We start from the raw sequence: 16,467 nt of genomic DNA, 5'->3' as shown, positions 1-16,467 counted from the left end.
TAGCCAGGCCTAACGCTCTGGCTTTTTGTAGAAGAATGGCACATAATGCTGGAACCCAATATCCCTAAAATTAAGGATGGCCTCGGTCCCGCCGACGAATAATACGCCGCCTGGCTTAAGTGCGGTGAAGAAACGTCGATACAGAGCATCCTTGGCTTCTTCAGTGAAATAGATAACCACATTGCGACAGAGAATTAGGTCAAAGCCAGACTCGAACTTGTCTAATAGCAGATTATGACGTTGAAACTCCACCCGCTCTTTGACTGTTTCCTGCAAGTTATATGAGCCTGCTGACTCGCGAAAGTACTTAGCAAGGCGAGCTTGCGGCATATTCTTCAACTCATTGGCGCTATAAGCGCCATTTTTTGCTTTGGTCAGCATTTCCACATCCAGGTCTGTCGCTAGAATCCTATGTTTAACTGTCGGCGTCTTCTCCATCAAGATCATGGCGATAGAGTACGGTTCTGCGCCAATTGAGCAGCCGGCGCTCCAGATATTCAGACGCGGGCTGGTTGCCAAGAGATCAGGAATTACCTTATTTTCAAGCTCGACAAACTTTTCTGGTGTCCGAAAAAATTCAGTCACATTAATTGTCAGGTAATCAATGAAGTCCTTATACAGTTTGGCGTCCGTCTCGATCAAACGAAAAAAATCCATATACGTGGCTTTGCCGTGACGTGTCATCAAATTGGTTATCCGGCGTTGCATCTGCGCCGGCTTATAATCATTCAAATTAATATTGGATTTAGCAAATAGCTTTTCCTTAAACATTTCCCAGTCGTTAACACTCATCCTATCATCTCCCCTGGTGCTCTTGCTTCGCTAATTCGACAGGATGAGCGGAAACTCCTCTGCTGCAATGCGAGCGAAAAGCCGGGGAAGATCGCCGCGCTTCGATTCGAACCTTTTGCCGTCCATTGGCCCGCTCGACACTAGGCACGTCCTGTGCCGTCGTCGCGATGACACGATTGCGGATGTTAGCTAACGGCGTCACTAGAAAGCCCTGCGAACCAGTCTTCGTTTGTAGATAGGGTATATCAACCGCCTGTCCCTAGAGCGTTCAGAAGTGCCCAGATACTAGGCGACCCCGAAGCCTCCGCCGCGCCGCGTACGATACGGGTACGCAAGCAAGGGGGCTTCAGGGTCAACAACGTAGATGGGTGCTTATCAACGCTCTAGAGGAAGTCGGCGCGGTGAGGGGTGAAGGCGTCCACAATCACCGAATCCTCTTCCAGTGCGACTACGCCGTGCAGCATATTCTTCGGCGCATAATAGCTATCACCTTGTCGCACTATCTTGGTCTCGTCACCCACGGTAATTTCGAAACTCCCCTTGGCAATGTAGCCAACTTGGTCATGTTGCTCATGCATGTGTGGTGTACCAACACCGCCTTTGGCAAAACGGAACTCAACCAGCATCAGATTTTCACCATAGCTCAGTACCCGCCTTACATTCTTGTCACTGACACGAGTTTCGGCAACATTAGCATACTCTACTATCATGTCTTCTCCTCCATCCATTTTCTATCTAGCTTTTTTAGCCTTCTCAAAATCGACGATAAGACGGTCCAGTTCAGTGCTGAGTGCAATGACCTCCGGGTTCTTCATGTCGAATCCCTGAGCTGCGACTAAAGAGCTTAACCGGATACGAGTCTCTTCAATTTTGCGATCCTGCTCTCGTAAATTCAGCATTCACGCCATCCTCACTTTTTCTTTCTTTGAACTTGCTCACACAGCCAATTAAGCCAATCGCCAAATCCCTCGCCATTGTGGCAGGAGACCGCAATAATCTGCACTGACGGATTAATGGCTTTGATATCGTCTATCAACGTTGTCATGTCAAAGGCTGTATGCGGCAGCAAGTCAATTTTATTAATGATAACGGCTGCAGAACGCTTAAATATCAGCGGATATTTTAGAGGCTTATCCTCGCCTTCTGTGATGCTAAAGACCAAAGCCCGGCTATCTTCACCCAGTTCAAACTCTGCTGGACAAACCAGATTCCCGACATTTTCGATAATCAGTAAATCGACGCCCTTTAATTCTAGATCAGTTAAAGCGAGTTCAATCATCGAGGCGTCTAAGTGGCAGCCACCGCTCGTGTTGATCTGAATGACAGGAACACCGTAAGCGTTGATGCGATCCGCATCTTTAGAGGTAAATAGGTCGCCTTCGATAACCGCTAGCTTCAATTTGCCCTTCAATCCAACAATAGTCTGTTCTAACAGGGAAGTCTTGCCTGATCCGGGCGAGCCCATCAAATTAATCGTAATGATGCCGCTTTCTCGCAAACGCTGATTCACTCGGTTGGCGATCTTTGCATTTTTATCGAGGATGTTGGTTTTGACCGGGATTTCCATTTAGTCTTCCACCTCAATATTCTCTACACGCAGTTCCTGTCCAGAAAGCACATCGACTACCAACGAACTACAGGCAGGGCAAATAAAGCGCGCTTCTGAGACGGGAAACGTACTGCCACACTCGCGGCAACATCCAATCAGAGGTGCGAGGTCAATGCAAAGCGCCGCGCCTGCCGCTAGTGTACCTTCAGTGATACTGTCGAAACAGAACCGGAGCGCCTCCCCAGACACGCCTGCCATTTCGCCGATCAGCAACTTCACCTTAACAACACGATTGGCTTGAGCCGCCGCCGCAGTCTCCAACACGATGTCAAGGACGCTAGCAGCAATAGCCATTTCATGCATTTGGATCGTCTTTTAGCCAGCGGTTAAGAACCGCTTCCATAACCATGACTGAGCTGACTGTCCCCACGCCGCCAGGCACAGGCGTTATCGCGGCAGCGACCTGCTCAACCGCCAGATAATCAACATCGCCGACCAAGCCTTCAGCCGTCTCGTTGATACCAACATCAACCACAACAGCGCCCTGCTTGATCATATCTGCCTGGATCAGCTTCGGCCGACCAACTGCGGCAATGACAATGTCGCCCTGTTTGATGACCTTGGCTAAATCTGTTGTTTTCGAATGGCAGATCGTTACCGTCGCATCCTCGGCTAACAGTAAGTTGGCCAAGGGTTTGCCGACCACATTGCTGCGCCCAACTACAACCGCGTGACGACCGGCAAGCGGAATCTGATAATGTGCTAATATGGCCATCACAGCGCGCGGAGTACAGGGCGCCCACGCACTTTTACCCGTTGCCACCAGTCCTGCGTTTAAGGGATGCAATGAATCAGCATCTTTCAGGGGTGACAATTGTTCAACCACCAAATTCGCATCAATCTGGCGCGGTAGCGGCATCATTGGCAAAATGGCGTGAATGTCAGAATCAGCGTTTAACCGTTCAATCACGGTTACTACCTCTGTTGCAAGCGCCGTTTGAGGCAGTTTTTCAAGAATAACGCTCACACCAACACTCGCACCAAGCTTTTGTAGTCGCTGACTATAGACCTGAGAGGCGGCATCATCGCCCACCAATACAATCGCTAAACAAGGAACAACACCATTTCGGCGTAGAGACTCGGCGCGGGCGCGAATAGCGTCCCGACGGGCAGCGGCAACAGGCGCGCCAGCAAGAATTATAGCCATGAAAACCTCCTGAGATTCTAGAGAAGAAGACGAAGACGTTAACCGCAGAGTACGCAGAGTAAGCGGAGGGTCCGCAGAGGGCTGCTAGATTTTATGAAAAAATCATTAACTCGAACCCTCTGTGTCCCCTCTGCGGCCTCTGTGTACTCTGTGGTTAGTCGTACTATCCCCTGATTTCGTTTAAGTTTCTAAAACAGCCCCGAAATGCGGCCGTTTGCGTCGATATCGATGTTTTCCGCCGCTGGACGTTTAGGCAGGCCAGGCATAGTCATGATCTCGCCTGTTAGCAAGACGACAAAGCCGGCGCCAGCGGAGATGCGGGCCTGACGAACCGTGACCGTGAAGCCCTCAGGACGCCCGAGCCGTGTCGGATCATCAGAAAATGAATATTGTGTTTTAGCCATGCACACCGGCAGATTCCCATAGCCATTCTTTGTGAGGACAGCTAACATCTGCTCGGCTTCTTTGGTGAAATTAACATCTTCGGCGCCATATATTTCCTTGGCAATAATGCGGGCCTTTTCCGTCAGCGGCAGTTCTAGAGGATAAAGCGGCGCAAACGCCGCCTGACCACTGTCAGCGAGAGCCAACACCATCTCAGCTAATTGTATCCCGCCTGCACCACCTTCTGCCCAAACATTTGACAATGCGACAGGGGCGCCAAGGTTCTGGCAAATAGCGAGTACTGCATCCAACTCTTCTTGGCTATCAGTGGGAAAGATATTGACAGCAACTACAGCAGGTACGCCGAATTTGGCGATATTCTCATAGTGTTTAGCCAAGTTCGCTGCACCGCGAGTGACCGCCGCCGCATCTGGCTTGGCGAGGTCAGGCTTGGCAACTCCGCCATGCATTTTCAGTGCCCTAACTGTGGCGACCAGGACGACTGCCCGGGGCGCGAGTCCAGCATAACGGCACTTAATATTAAAGAATTTCTCCGCACCGAGGTCAGCGCCAAAGCCCGCTTCTGTCACCACATAGTCAGCAGTCTTTAATGCCATCCGAGTTGCCGTAACACTATTACAGCCATGAGCAATATTGGCGAACGGCCCACCGTGAATGAACGCAGGAACATTCTCCAACGTTTGCACCAAGTTTGGCTTGATCGCGTCTTTCAAAAGTGCGGCCATGGCCCCAGCAGCTTTCAGATCGCCAGCAGTGACCGGCTCTCCAGCATAGGTATAGGCAACAATGATCCGGCTCAGCCGTTCCTTGAGATCAGCTAGATCGCCGGCGAGACATAAAATCGCCATTACTTCAGAAGCAACCGATATGTCATAGCCGTCCTCGCGTGGCACTCCATGCGCTTTGCCGCCGAGTCCAACAATAATATTTCTCAGGGCGCGGTCATTCATGTCCAATACCCGTCGCCACGCGATGCGCCTAGGATCAATATTGAGTTCATTGCCCTGCTGCAAATGGTTGTCAAGCATAGCGGAAAGCAGGTTATGGGCTGTACTGACAGCATGAATATCGCCAGTAAAATGTAAGTTGATGTCTTCCATCGGTACGACCTGTGAATAGCCGCCACCGGCCGCCCCACCCTTTACACCCATACACGGGCCAAGAGACGGTTCCCTTAGTGCGACGGCAACCCGACGGCCTAGCTTAGCAATGGCTTGAGCCAAACCGACTGTCGTCGTCGATTTTCCTTCACCGGCAGGTGTCGGCGTAATCGCTGTGACAAGAATCAACTTACCGTCTGGCCGATTCTTGTCTTTAAGCGGATCCAACGACACTTTAGCCTTGTACTTCCCGTAATGCTCCAGCAAATCTTCATCAAGTCCCAGCCTGGCCGCAACTTGAGAAATGGGTAGCATCTTCGCCGCTTGTGCAATTTCAATATCGCTTTGCATACCGTCACCTCTACAACAGTTTAGTATCTTACTTCTTGTCCAATATTATTCGTTTTATTGCCGACTCTTTCCTTCCATTGCAGCAAGTCTTCTTTTATTCTGTTAGTAATTAACATAGACAATCAAGAATAATCCGATTGTCGCCAGTTGATAATAAGAGTGTAAAAGCAAAGGAGGTGATTAATGTGGCACGCAGCAATAAACCTGTAAACGCCAGCGCCGAAAATGCTCTGGATCAAATGAAGTTTGAGATCGCCAGCGAACTAGGTATAGCTGACAAAGTGCGTTCGCAAGGTTGGTCAACTATGACTTCGGCTGACTGTGGCCGTGTAGGCGGTCAAATGGTTCGTAAAATGATCGAGCAGTATGAATCCGGATTGAGCGGCAAATAACCATTCCGCTATCCTTATCCTATCCGGTATCGAACGAAGGGCGGTCATCCCGCCCTTCTTACTATTTTTCTCCACTTCATCAATGCCCCGCCATATGCCAACTTCCCCCAGGCCGTTGAGAAAGGCCGAGATGCTAGGCAGCCACGCGAACCCAGCAGCGCCGCGTACGTTCGCAGGTACGCAAGCAAGGGGGTCGCGTGGCTAACAACGCAGATTGGCCTTTATCGACGGCCTGATGGTGAAAAGGTGACTTTTACTTCTGAATTGGCATTAACACTCGCCTTCGGCAGCGGCTCTTGACTAACTGCCAGACCGCTGCCTGATGGAATAAAGGCTAGTCCAGCTTCAGTGAGCAAGCGCGCTGCTTCGCGAACAGTCTTGCCGCGAAGGTCTGGCACAGCGACTTTGCCTTGTTTAGCATCAGTGTTGTCCATGCCTGGCGACAAATTACGATCCGCAATCTCAACGGCTAAGTCTACCGGTTTTGACGCTGCCGCGTTTTGCTTAAGGGTGAGATACAGCATGACCTGTGTCATAATCTCACGGAATACCGGTGCGGCTACTTGACCGCCATAGTATATACCATCCGGATCATCGATTACGATTAAGGCTGCTAGTCGTGGATCCTCGACTGGACCAAACCCAGCGAAGGAGGCAATGTAATGACCACGTTCATAGCCAGATCCGTCAGCCTTGAGCTTCTCAGCTGTGCCTGTTTTACCGGCGAATCGATAGCCCTTCACGGCTGCCTGGGTGCCGCCGCCAGCCGACACCACCGTCTCTAGCATAACGGTCAATTCTTTTGCTGTCTTGTCTGAAATGACCTGTCGAACCGCTTCAGTCGTCGCATGCGATAGAGTCGAACCACCATTATTACGAAGCTCACGCACGATATAAGGCCTGAGTAACACGCCATCATTAGCGATCGCCGAAATCGCTGTCAACAATTGGATCGGCGTGACTGCGATGCTTTGTCCAATGGAAACACTAGCCAGATCAGACGCACGCATAGATTTTGCTTCAAACAGCAAACCTTCTTCTTCACCTGGCAGTCGCAAATCGGTAGCGCGACCAAAGCCGAACTGACGAGTATATTGCATTAGCTTAGCAGCGCCCAATCGTTCGCCAACCATGACAAAACCGGTATTAATCGAATCTTTAATAATATGACTGAACGGAACAGCGCCTCGTCCCTCGCCATCCCAGTTTTGAATCGTGATACCGCCAACAGAGATTCTACCCGAGTCATTGAAAATTTCTCCCGGACTAACCAGCCCTTCCTGCATGGCAGCCGCCGCAACCATTGCTTTAAACGTCGATCCCGGCTCATAAACATATGACACGGCGCGGTTCTTCCAAGTCTCCGGAGGATACTGGCCGAAATCGTTGGGATTATAGCCAGGCCGACTGGCCATCGCCAGTATTTCCCCGGTACGAGGATCCATGATGATGACTGCCGCCCCCTTGGCTTTTTTCTCCACCATCACCTTATCGAGCGTCTTTTCCACAATGAATTGGATGCTCGCATCGAGAGTTAAATGCAAATTGGTTACATTGCCAACTTGTTTACTGTTATAGATTGAATGAAAGATTGGCACACCTTGGCTGTCTGTATCGATTAACCGTTTTACGGTTTCGCCGCGGATCAGTCGATCATATGACAACTCAAGCCCCTCCAGGCCAATGTCATCTGTTCCGACAAAACCTAAGACATGCGCTGCCAGGCTTCCGTTGGGGTAATACCGTTTGCTTTCTTCGACAGAATGCAATCCTGTCAAGTTTTGACTGGCAATAGCAGCAGAAATCTTATCAGAGACATCTGGTTCCAGGGTCCGCCGAATCCAGACGAAACGGCTGTCGGTCTTTAGCAAATCAAGCAGATCAGAAACCCGCATTGAGAGAATCGGCGCCAGAATGCGCGCGGTTTCCTCCCGCTTTTGTGCAGGTATCTCTCCCGGGTCGGCGTATAAAGACTTACGCATTGCGCTAATTGCCAGTTCACGGCCGTTGCGATCATAGACGATGCCCCGTGGTGAATAGAGAATTCGTGTATCTTTTAACTGGGCCTGCATTTTTTCTGCCATACGTTTGCCATCGACAAACTGAATCCAGGCGATACGCAAAGCCAGCAGACAAAGCGAACCGATGATGAATACTAACACAAACGCAATCCGTTTATGTACAGGCTGAGACACTAGCCGCATTCTTTGTCACTCCACTATCTTTCTGTTTTTTTGGTCAGAGACTGCTACAAAACGCCCATCTGCGTTGTCGCGACTGCGTTTGCTTGCTTGCGTACCTTTTGTACGCGGCGCGGCGCAAGCCTCGCTGTTCCTAGCATCTGGGCATTTTCTAACAGCCTCCCCTTTTTATGGTTGCGTGTTTTTGAAACACGCTTTATCAGTCTGCAGACCTAATTGTTCTTCAACCCACTGTTTGGTCTCGGGATGAAGCAGCATGGCATCACGATTTTCCTGATACCAGGGAAGCATAGCCTGCCGCCCGGGCATACGAGCCACTGCCAGCCAGTCGGCCAACATTTCACGGCGGTACTCATCTGTCATTGGCAACACTTTGTATACTTTGCCATCTAACAGGACAACCCACCATTGCCAGTGATGTTTGTTATGGTGATAATGATGCAGCCAACTTGACGCCAATTCGTCTGGCACGTTTTCGGCAACATAAAAACCCTCAGCATCTTGATAATCTTTGGCACGATTGCCCATAGCCGCCACGCGTGGCTGCCATTCCTGGGGTGAAAACTTGCTCAGATCATGCACCAGACCGCGCCAAGGGATACCAAGTTTGCAGGCTTCCAGGAAAACCAGCCATTTATGTTCAAGCAGATACCGCAAAAAGCGCAGATGATTGCTAAGCTTCAGAGTGGCCACCTCAAATTGAGCCTTCGTTATATCACTACTATATTTCACATAAGAACGCAAATTCCCTGCGCCAGGATAAGAAAAAGCGCTACGTGGTCTTCATAAGATTGAGGATCGTGATTGAGCGATGAACACGAGCGGCACTAACGATACACGAGCGACACAAAACGGATGTCCTTAGCGGCGCTCGTGTCGTCTCGTGACGCTAGTGTTCCGTTCCTTAAGGAAATGCCGCTCATCGAGCGGCTAGCGGTTATGGCAAAAATTTTATAGTTATATCAGGCAGATAGCCACTGATCGCAGACAGTGGATCTTCTAGCAGTTTTGGGTCTGCCAAGGCTCGTTCTAGCGCTGCAAGTTCTATAATACCGTACAGTCGAATAGTTCCCAACAGCGGATGTTGAAATTGCGGGTCAAGCTTGCCAGCTTCGGCATGACTGACCTTTAGACCATCTAGGTGAAGCGTATATTGCCCGATAGATTTCCCGGCTGTTGTCACTTCCAGTCCCAGCCGATTTTTCTTGCCTGATAAAATCGCATTGGCAATGGAAAACAAATGTGGGTTTCGCTTCTGCAATGCTTCAATAGCTCGCTCACGAAAGGCAATCAAATCAACTTGTATTAATTGATCAATATCTGTCATGGGGCTTCCCTCCAGTCTGCTTCATTCTTTTCCTAGGCTACCCCAGATTTTTGCTCTAAATTCGATTACAGTCTTTTGCCAGCGTCAGACTTAATGAATTCGGACAAACTATCGGCAGGAGGTGCGAAAAAATGGCTTCTAATTCAGGAAGACGCTTTGCGGTATCGCGTTCCCTATCACATGCACTCACGTTGGGTGATCCTAAACAATTCTCCAACCGCGCCAGTGACGCGGAGCAAAACTTTCTTGAACCAAATGCGCCGCGTATGGTCCGGGTCCGCGATTCAAGACGTTCCCGCTTCTAAATATGCTAAATGACAGGAGGATAAATCATGCGAGATAAACAACCACGAAGTGATACCTATGGCAAAGCTCAGGTTAGCGGCGATGTACCGCAAAAGTCTCCTGACCATGGCCCATACGGACATACGAACTATGATCAGACTAGCCAACCCGCTTCAAGCGTAATCCGTCCAGAAGAAAACGATAAAAATCCAAACATGCCGTGTAAAAACTCATTGCCAACATAATACAAAAAACGCCCTGTAAATCCAATTGCGTTGGACTTACAGGGCCTGCTTTTTTATTACGCGCTGATAATTTTAACAATCGATACTTGTTTTTGTTTTGAGAGGTCGATGAAGTTACCATTATCTTTTCTAACAACAGGCTGGGGATCAGAGGAATACCAATACACCACCTGTGCTTTGGCGCCGTCGCTCAACAAGACAACGTTGCCGATCATGCCCTTAGTTAAATATTCTAGGAACGCGGTACAGGAAACTGGATCGAGTTTTTCAAGCATCTCATCCTTTAATCTTCGCATGACCAAGAAGGGCGACAAACATTCAGTATTATCTCTGCTAAAATTTAGCAATTCGTATGTGTCAGCCACCCCGATAATTTTCGCAAACCGATGTATCTTATCCTGATCTACCCCGAGCGGATAGCCGCTGCCATCACAACGTTCATGATGCTGCAGTACTCCATATAGGACGGATTGTGGAATAAATGAACATGCTTGCAGGATTTTGAAGCCTTTGACCGGATGCGATCTGGCATTTTCCATCTGATCTGGCTGAGACAAACCGAGCAGCGTTTCGTTAGAATCAGGTAAAAAGCCTATATCATGAACTAAGCCGCATAAAACCAGTTCCTTCAGCTCCTGCTCAGGCATCTCCAGCAGATTGCCGATCACACCGCTAATCGCCGCCACATGAACAGAATGCTGCACCGGATAATCTGGCCGCTGCGCAGCAAGCAAAAGAAAATTGGCAATGAACGCACCACGTGATGACCATTCCAGAATCTGATCGGTTATCTGGTTAAGCGTGGTTGGCTCAAGCGCCCTCTTTAGACGTAGAATCGAAAATAGACGCCGCACGCTGGTTAGCACAGCCTCATATTCATTGTCTACTTTAACCTGTAACGTGGAAGGAGCGATAACAAATTCGAGTGGCGGTTCGATAACTGTTTCTTCCTTGGGGATGTCCACCCGCACTTTACGATACTCGCGAATGACCACGTTCTCAAGGCCAAGCGCCAATAATCGCTGAATCATTTCCGAGTTCAAGATAGTCCCTTCAACCAGCCAAGCCATTCCATTGCCTGCGTATACCGTCTGGCCTATCTCCATACCAGGTGTAAGTTCCTGAATGAGGCAGCGCCGGCTGTCAAATTTAGCGTTCAACTTGTTTCACCCCGTCTACCGAAGATCTCATACTAACAGGATACTACACAGTAGACAATTGGTAAATCAAGTTTCTCAAAATTCCTGATAATCAGACTAATTACCTATTACTCAGCCGCTGTTCGTTATCATTCACTGTCAAGAGCAGCCAGCGCATCACGACACTCTGCTTCAAATCGGGCAATCAACCCAGGCCGCAGTTCGGGACTGCCTGTTGTCCATTCGTCTGAAGCCCGCACGTCATAAATCGCCTGGATAAGAGCCGCATCATCCGCGTCGGCGGCAGAAGTTACGCCAAGTTGGGTCGCAGCATCTTCAAACAACTCTTTCACATAATAGGCCCCATATTGAACTGCAGCAGACCAGACTACATTCTGCAGAGCAAAGGAGCAGCCATCGATGTTGATACCGGCCGCTAACGCCTGTTCCCGAGCCGGCTCATAGTAGCTCTGTCTTACAAATTCATGCTGAGCTGCCAAGAAACCGTCCGGGTCTCTAGCGGCAGCTCTCAGCCACGCATCAGAAAACTCGTCACATCCCGGCACGCCAGCCTCCGCCAACTCGTCTGCATACAAATAACCGATTTGCTTCAGCCAAGCAACAAACTGCCCAGGAACGCCGGCGTTTGCCGCAAACTGATAAGCGCCATAACTGACTCCGCCGGCATCACCTTCACCAGAGGAAATCGCCCCCGGATCACCGTTTGATTCGTATTTTGCACTGAGATCGCCAAGTTTCATCCTGAATGTCCTCCTTGCTAGGGTTCTTCCTATCAATATATGACATTACAATAGATGACGAAACTTAAGCTATTTAATCGTACCCGGTCACAAAAAGTAAACAGCCGGTGCAACGCACACGGCTGTTTACTTTTTTTGTTTATTTTTTCTCGTACTTTACGCCTAGCAGATCTTCAAATACACAAGTCATAGCGCCTTTATCTTTGTGACCAAGGCCTTTTAACATCGCCATTTGGTAGGTAGTGGCGGCTGCGTGCATAACAGGCAGAGGAATGCAAAGCTGCGCACCAAGTTCGGCGCCGCTGACCAAATCCTTATACGCATGCTCAAGCGGGTAGCCATCGCCAAAGTTCCGTTTGAGAATGCGTGGAATAAAGAACTCGGATGCGTAGCTCTTTCCAGAACTACTGTTAACGACAGAGCCAATTTGCTCGGGGTCAAGTCCGAGTTTAATAGCCATTGGCAGAATCTCGGCAAACGCCGCGATATTGATGTCAAACAAGATATTGTTGATGGCTTTGGTCAGTTGACCACAACCATGGACTCCCATGTGGAGAATATTACTACCCATGCATTGGAAGTACGGCATCAGCAGGTCGAATATTTCCTTTTTGCCGCCGCACATAACGGTTACCGTACCGTCCTTTGCCCGCGCTTCCATACCGGAAACCGGAGCATCCATGAACTCAACACCTTTTTCTTCAAGTGCTTTGGCAATTTCAGTGCTGGCTGTGTAATTAATTGTACTCAAATCAGCAACCACTTGCCCCTTTTTCAGATTACCGAGCAGTTGTCCTAAGAGGACGGCTTTAACGACTTTGGTATCAGGCAGACTAAGGAAGATAATGTCGCACTCGGCGATATCTTTAAGATTTTTCGTCGTTTTAGCGCCTTTGGCTTCAAACTCTGGATAAGAGTCTGTTCTGAGGTCGTTGACTACAATTTCCTCGCCGCATTTGAGCAGATTCATCGCCATGTGTTTTCCCATTTGGCCTAAGCCCATAAAACCGATTTTCATGTGAACCTCTCCTTTACTAAATTGTCTGTCCGGTTTGCCCAGCCAAGCGCTTCTGAAAAACAAAAAAGCTGTCAATGAAACTTTCAATAATCCCGCAAGCAACCGCTTTGGGACAAAGTTTCAGACAGCTTATTAACCAGCTTTAACTAATTTTGATATTAACACGTTCATTTTGAACAAGCAAGCACCAATTTTGAAATAGTTCACTTAATATTTAATACGCTCATTCTCGCATACAGAGTAGTTAACGAGATGCCCAACTGCTTAGCCGCCTCCCGCTTACCCTGAACACTTCTGCCAAAGCTGGTTAAAGCAGCGACAATCATTTCTTTTTCTGCAGCGTGCTTCATCGTCTTTAAGCTAACAGCTTCATCCGGCTTAATTGTCTGTTCCTTCTGGACCAAAGTACGATGCTGGAAAAAAACCTGCGGCAAATAGTCGGGCGTAATCACAGTCCGGTCAGTAATATTCGCGATAAACCGGATGGTATTCTCCAGTTCACGCACGTTTCCCGGCCAGGGATAGCGTTCCAAGGTTCTTAGCGTTTCAGCGTCGAGCTCTAGCTTGCCAAAGCTGGGGTGAATGCATTGTCCTAAGAAGTGTTCTGCCATGACAGAGATATCTTGGACACGCTCGCGCAGAGGCGGGATGTACACCTGCGACACATTTAAACGGTAAAATAAATCTTCCCGGAACTTGCCTATCCGGATCATGTCCTCCAGATTTCTGTTGGTAGCCGCGACCACCCGCACATTTACTTTCATCTTGTTGACACTGCCCAAGGGCTGAACTTCTCCAGTCTGCAACACACGCAGCATTTTCGCCTGCAACTCAATATCCATGTCGCCAATTTCGTCTAAAAAAAGCGTCCCGTTATGAGCCAGCGTAATCAAACCAGACTTGCCGCTTTGCTTGGCGCCGGAGAAAGCTCCCGCACTGTAGCCGAACAGTTCGCTTTCCAAGAGCGGTCCAGGAATGGCGGCGCAATTAACTGTAACAAAAGCCTGTTCATGTCTGGCGCTGGCCAGATGAACAGCATGCGCAAATAGTTCCTTGCCTGTGCCGCTTTCACCCCTAAGTAGCACTGGCAAATTTGAATTTGCTAGCTTCTCAGCCAGCCGTTTGACCGCGTGCAAGGCCGGACTGTTGCCGCAGATGTCGGCAAAGCGATAGGTTGCCGTATTTTCTTTATTTATCTGGCGCAACAAATCATTATAGCGCACCTGGTATTTGCTTAGCTTGGTTTGCAGTTGCTGAATTTCCGTAATATCACGTGCGATGGTCACGCCGCCAATACATTCGCCATTAATGATAATTGGATGCATATCAGTCATGTACTCAATTTCCCCAAACTTCCGGCGAACCCCTAATAGCGGTTTGCCGGTGCGAACGGCGCTGCCCAGTTTGGCCCCCGGTCTGGCTTCAGTCAGCACGCGGCCGACCGTCTCCGAGAACACCGCCCCGCTGATTCGCTCGAACGATTTATTGATATAACGGACGATTTCATTATGATCGATGATCAGAACTCCGTCATGCAGTGATTCAAATACGCTAATAAACCACCGCATGACAAACCCCAGCGACGTTTGGCTTGAGTCGATAGTAGAAGAGAGCAGATTCGGAGTGATTGCCTCCATGGATTTCAAGCTAAGAGCGGCAGGAAAACCAGAAGCGACTAAGGCGATGAGGTGTTCCCGGTTAACTTTATGTTCAAGTGAAGTCTCTTCATCAAAATAATAAATATCACGGCCGGTGGATTGTAGTAACAGGCGGACAGCCTCAAGGATAGATTGATCAGCAGAAACTTTGATCATTATGATCCCTCCATTTCTTGTATAATCCAAAGCTTGAGCCGAAGCCGAAGCACCAGAAGAAGATCGCCGCACGCTTCGAATGCAGGCGCTACGCCATCCATGGCGAGCCCAGAAATAGGCACGTCCTATTCCGTCGTTATAATGACAGGTATTAGTTGTCCGGCGGACGAAATGTGGCAATCTTCCTCAGGTTTCGTGCACACCGGGCCGAATTAACGTTTCTTTGTGTAATGGCGATGAATTATCATTTAGATTCATTCGGCAGGCAATTGCATATTCCTGTTTACAACACGCCGAAAGTTCCGAAATTCCGAAAACACGGAAATATTTCCGCAAATCAGAAATATAAATCAACTACAAACAGTACTGCGTCAATTATGACCAATGCACTTTGATCATAGTCAAAGTGGGCATTACCGCTTATTTAGTGCATGTTTAAAATTCATATTCTCTTGTTGGCATGGATTTTGCTTATTATAGAGTACAAGGGAAATTGCCGATGAACTGGAGTGATGCGTTGAACTCATAATAGCGAAAAGATAAATTGCATACACCATTGCGGCTTGCCGGCAAAGTCAAGCCAGACAGCAATTCTGGAAAAGATTAACCAGCTTTGACCAGAATTATCCCTTAAATCGAAAAAAATTATTATATGAGGTGAAACCAACATGAGTGATTTAAGCAACAAAGTTATTCTTACCATCGCGCCTACAGGCAATGTCCCTACCAAAAAATTAACCCCTTATGTTCCCCTAACCCCGCAGGAAATTGCGGCTGATGCTTATGCATGCTGGAAAGAGGGCGCGGCTGTAGTTCATATCCACACCCGCGACAAAGATGGAAATCCGACTTCAGACGTCGAAGTAAACCGTGAGGTCATGGCAGAGCTTGATAGGTATACAGACTGTGATATTATTCGCCAGGTTTCCACCGGTGGCCGCGCCGGCAAAAGCTATATGGAGCGCGGTCAGATGATCTGCCTGTCGCCCGATATGTCGAGCCTTGCGACCGGCTCTTCCAACTTTCCCGCCAAATGCAATTTCAACGATCCGGAAACTGTCTCCTATCTAGCAGCCGAAATGCTCAAATACAACGTCAAGCCAGAAATTGAGGTTTTTGACACCGCGATGATTTGGAATGCAATCCGTTTGGCGGAAAAGGGTGAAATCAAGACTCCGATGCACTTCAATCTCGTGCTCGGCGTGGCTGGCTCGCAGCCTGCGACTGTCGACGCCTTGATGTATTGCTATCAGCATCTTCCGAAAGACTGTACCTGGGGCGTTTCTGCCATCGGTAAAGACCATGTGAAACTTTCGACCATCGCTTTGGCGCTTGGCGGCAATGTCCGCGTCGGTATTGAAGACAATATTTATTACTCCAAAGGCGTTCTCGCTACCAATGTTAGCCTGCTACAGCGCGTGAAGAATATCGCACTTGCCATGGGCAAGGAGATCGCCACTCCGGATGAAGCTAGACAGATCCTTGGTTTAACGCCTAAAAAACAGTAGTACTCTTCCCAGGACCTTCTGGAAAGGAGTGAATGAGGACAATCTAAATCCAGAAGGTGCCTGCGGAGTGATTACCAAACCGGTAGAAGAACCCAAATAACTTCATATCTCCCTTGCGGAGATACGGCACATGCTGCGAAATTCATCAAAAAATCATATTATTAACGCAAAGGAGAATTCGAGAAAATGGGTTACGAACTTATCAGTCTTATTGGTATTCTGGTTTCCCTGACTCTGATCATGTGGCTGGCGTACAAGGGCATGAACCTGCTGATCGTCGGTCCCCTATGTTCCTTGTTGGCTCTTTTGTTTGCCTACGGCAGCATCGATGTGACGAAAGGGATGCTTACTACCTATTCCGCCGGTTTTGGCA

At 48.8% G+C, this 16,467-nt stretch carries 18 protein-coding genes and 1 pseudogene; 4 read left to right on the top strand and 15 right to left on the bottom strand.

Features of this window, described 5'->3' with window-relative positions; genetic code table 11:
- Positions 1 to 9: 9 nt before the first annotated feature.
- From AXX12_RS07505 to AXX12_RS07480, 8 genes are all read right to left on the bottom strand, one after another.
- Positions 10 to 792 carry a CheR family methyltransferase gene (locus AXX12_RS07505; RefSeq protein WP_066240440.1) on the bottom strand — a complete coding sequence of 261 codons (783 nt, stop codon included), beginning with the start codon at positions 790 to 792 and terminating at the stop codon, positions 10 to 12.
- Positions 793 to 796: 4 nt separating this feature from the next.
- Positions 797 to 994 carry a hypothetical protein gene (locus AXX12_RS19245; RefSeq protein ID WP_156478610.1) on the bottom strand — a complete coding sequence of 66 codons (198 nt, stop codon included), beginning with the start codon at positions 992 to 994 and terminating at the stop codon, positions 797 to 799.
- A gap of 181 nt (positions 995 to 1,175) precedes the next feature.
- On the bottom strand, positions 1,176 to 1,502 hold the full coding sequence (locus tag AXX12_RS07500) for a cupin domain-containing protein (protein ID WP_066240437.1): 327 nt from the start codon (positions 1,500 to 1,502) through the stop codon (positions 1,176 to 1,178).
- A gap of 21 nt (positions 1,503 to 1,523) precedes the next feature.
- Positions 1,524 to 1,691, bottom strand: coding sequence for an aspartyl-phosphate phosphatase Spo0E family protein (locus AXX12_RS18740; RefSeq protein ID WP_082816757.1), 168 nt, complete (start codon positions 1,689 to 1,691; stop codon positions 1,524 to 1,526).
- Positions 1,692 to 1,702: 11 nt separating this feature from the next.
- Positions 1,703 to 2,359 (bottom strand): hydrogenase nickel incorporation protein HypB, encoded by a 657-nt coding sequence (gene hypB / locus AXX12_RS07495; RefSeq protein WP_066240435.1) that lies wholly within the window; start codon positions 2,357 to 2,359, stop codon positions 1,703 to 1,705.
- A complete protein-coding gene (gene hypA / locus AXX12_RS07490; RefSeq protein ID WP_066240432.1) occupies positions 2,360 to 2,704 on the bottom strand; it encodes a hydrogenase maturation nickel metallochaperone HypA in 345 nt (114 codons plus the stop codon).
- Positions 2,697 to 3,548, bottom strand: a complete 852-nt coding sequence (locus AXX12_RS07485; protein WP_066240429.1) for a bifunctional 5,10-methylenetetrahydrofolate dehydrogenase/5,10-methenyltetrahydrofolate cyclohydrolase — start codon at positions 3,546 to 3,548, stop codon at positions 2,697 to 2,699. Before AXX12_RS07485 ends, hypA begins: the two co-directional genes overlap by 8 nt.
- A gap of 188 nt (positions 3,549 to 3,736) precedes the next feature.
- Entirely contained in the window at positions 3,737 to 5,404 is a 1,668-nt protein-coding gene (locus AXX12_RS07480) for a formate--tetrahydrofolate ligase (protein ID WP_066240426.1), read from the bottom strand.
- Between the two features lie 185 nt (positions 5,405 to 5,589).
- On the opposite strand from AXX12_RS07480, the gene AXX12_RS07475 reads away from it, so the two are divergent.
- Entirely contained in the window at positions 5,590 to 5,796 is a 207-nt protein-coding gene (locus AXX12_RS07475) for an alpha/beta-type small acid-soluble spore protein (protein ID WP_066240423.1), read from the top strand.
- 221 nt (positions 5,797 to 6,017) lie between these two features.
- Here AXX12_RS07475 and AXX12_RS07470 read toward each other — a convergent pair whose 3' ends face one another.
- The 3 genes from AXX12_RS07470 to AXX12_RS07460 form a co-directional block, all read right to left on the bottom strand.
- Positions 6,018 to 8,000: a penicillin-binding protein gene (locus AXX12_RS07470; protein ID WP_066240420.1), complete on the bottom strand. Its 1,983-nt coding sequence runs from the start codon at positions 7,998 to 8,000 to the stop codon at positions 6,018 to 6,020.
- Positions 8,001 to 8,165: 165 nt separating this feature from the next.
- A complete protein-coding gene (locus AXX12_RS07465) occupies positions 8,166 to 8,729 on the bottom strand; it encodes a DUF5662 family protein (protein WP_156478609.1) in 564 nt (187 codons plus the stop codon).
- A gap of 205 nt (positions 8,730 to 8,934) precedes the next feature.
- Complete coding sequence (locus AXX12_RS07460) at positions 8,935 to 9,324, bottom strand: hypothetical protein (protein WP_066240415.1); 390 nt, start codon at positions 9,322 to 9,324, stop codon at positions 8,935 to 8,937.
- Between the two features lie 332 nt (positions 9,325 to 9,656).
- On the opposite strand from AXX12_RS07460, the gene AXX12_RS07455 reads away from it, so the two are divergent.
- Positions 9,657 to 9,854 (top strand): hypothetical protein, encoded by a 198-nt coding sequence (locus AXX12_RS07455; RefSeq protein WP_066240412.1) that lies wholly within the window; start codon positions 9,657 to 9,659, stop codon positions 9,852 to 9,854.
- Positions 9,855 to 9,910: 56 nt separating this feature from the next.
- Here the strand turns inward: AXX12_RS07455 and AXX12_RS07450 are convergent, their stop codons facing one another.
- The 4 genes from AXX12_RS07450 to AXX12_RS07435 all read right to left on the bottom strand — a co-directional run bounded on the left by AXX12_RS07450 (position 9,911) and on the right by AXX12_RS07435 (position 14,586).
- Positions 9,911 to 11,014 (bottom strand): HD-GYP domain-containing protein, encoded by a 1,104-nt coding sequence (locus tag AXX12_RS07450; RefSeq protein WP_066240409.1) that lies wholly within the window; start codon positions 11,012 to 11,014, stop codon positions 9,911 to 9,913.
- Positions 11,015 to 11,142: 128 nt separating this feature from the next.
- Entirely contained in the window at positions 11,143 to 11,754 is a 612-nt protein-coding gene (locus AXX12_RS07445; protein WP_066240408.1) for a VgrG-related protein, read from the bottom strand.
- 139 nt (positions 11,755 to 11,893) lie between these two features.
- The gene (locus AXX12_RS07440; protein ID WP_461781732.1) at positions 11,894 to 12,814 is read right to left on the bottom strand and encodes an NAD(P)-dependent oxidoreductase; all 921 of its coding nucleotides are present in this window, start codon (positions 12,812 to 12,814) and stop codon (positions 11,894 to 11,896) included.
- Between the two features lie 161 nt (positions 12,815 to 12,975).
- Positions 12,976 to 14,586, bottom strand: a complete 1,611-nt coding sequence (locus AXX12_RS07435; protein ID WP_082816756.1) for a sigma-54 interaction domain-containing protein — start codon at positions 14,584 to 14,586, stop codon at positions 12,976 to 12,978.
- Between the two features lie 668 nt (positions 14,587 to 15,254).
- Between AXX12_RS07435 and AXX12_RS07430 the strand changes: the two genes are divergently transcribed.
- Both AXX12_RS07430 and AXX12_RS07425 read left to right on the top strand, forming a co-directional pair.
- The gene (locus tag AXX12_RS07430; RefSeq protein WP_066240403.1) at positions 15,255 to 16,094 is read left to right on the top strand and encodes a beta-keto acid cleavage family enzyme; all 840 of its coding nucleotides are present in this window, start codon (positions 15,255 to 15,257) and stop codon (positions 16,092 to 16,094) included.
- Between the two features lie 186 nt (positions 16,095 to 16,280).
- Positions 16,281 to 16,467 (top strand): annotated as a pseudogene (locus tag AXX12_RS07425) (hypothetical protein); the annotation flags it as partial.

This window comes from Anaerosporomusa subterranea (assembly GCF_001611555.1).
GTDB lineage: Bacteria > Bacillota > Negativicutes > Sporomusales > Acetonemataceae > Anaerosporomusa > Anaerosporomusa subterranea.
Note: the sequence above shows the minus strand (reverse complement) of the source record. Positions and strands in the feature narration are given on the sequence as shown.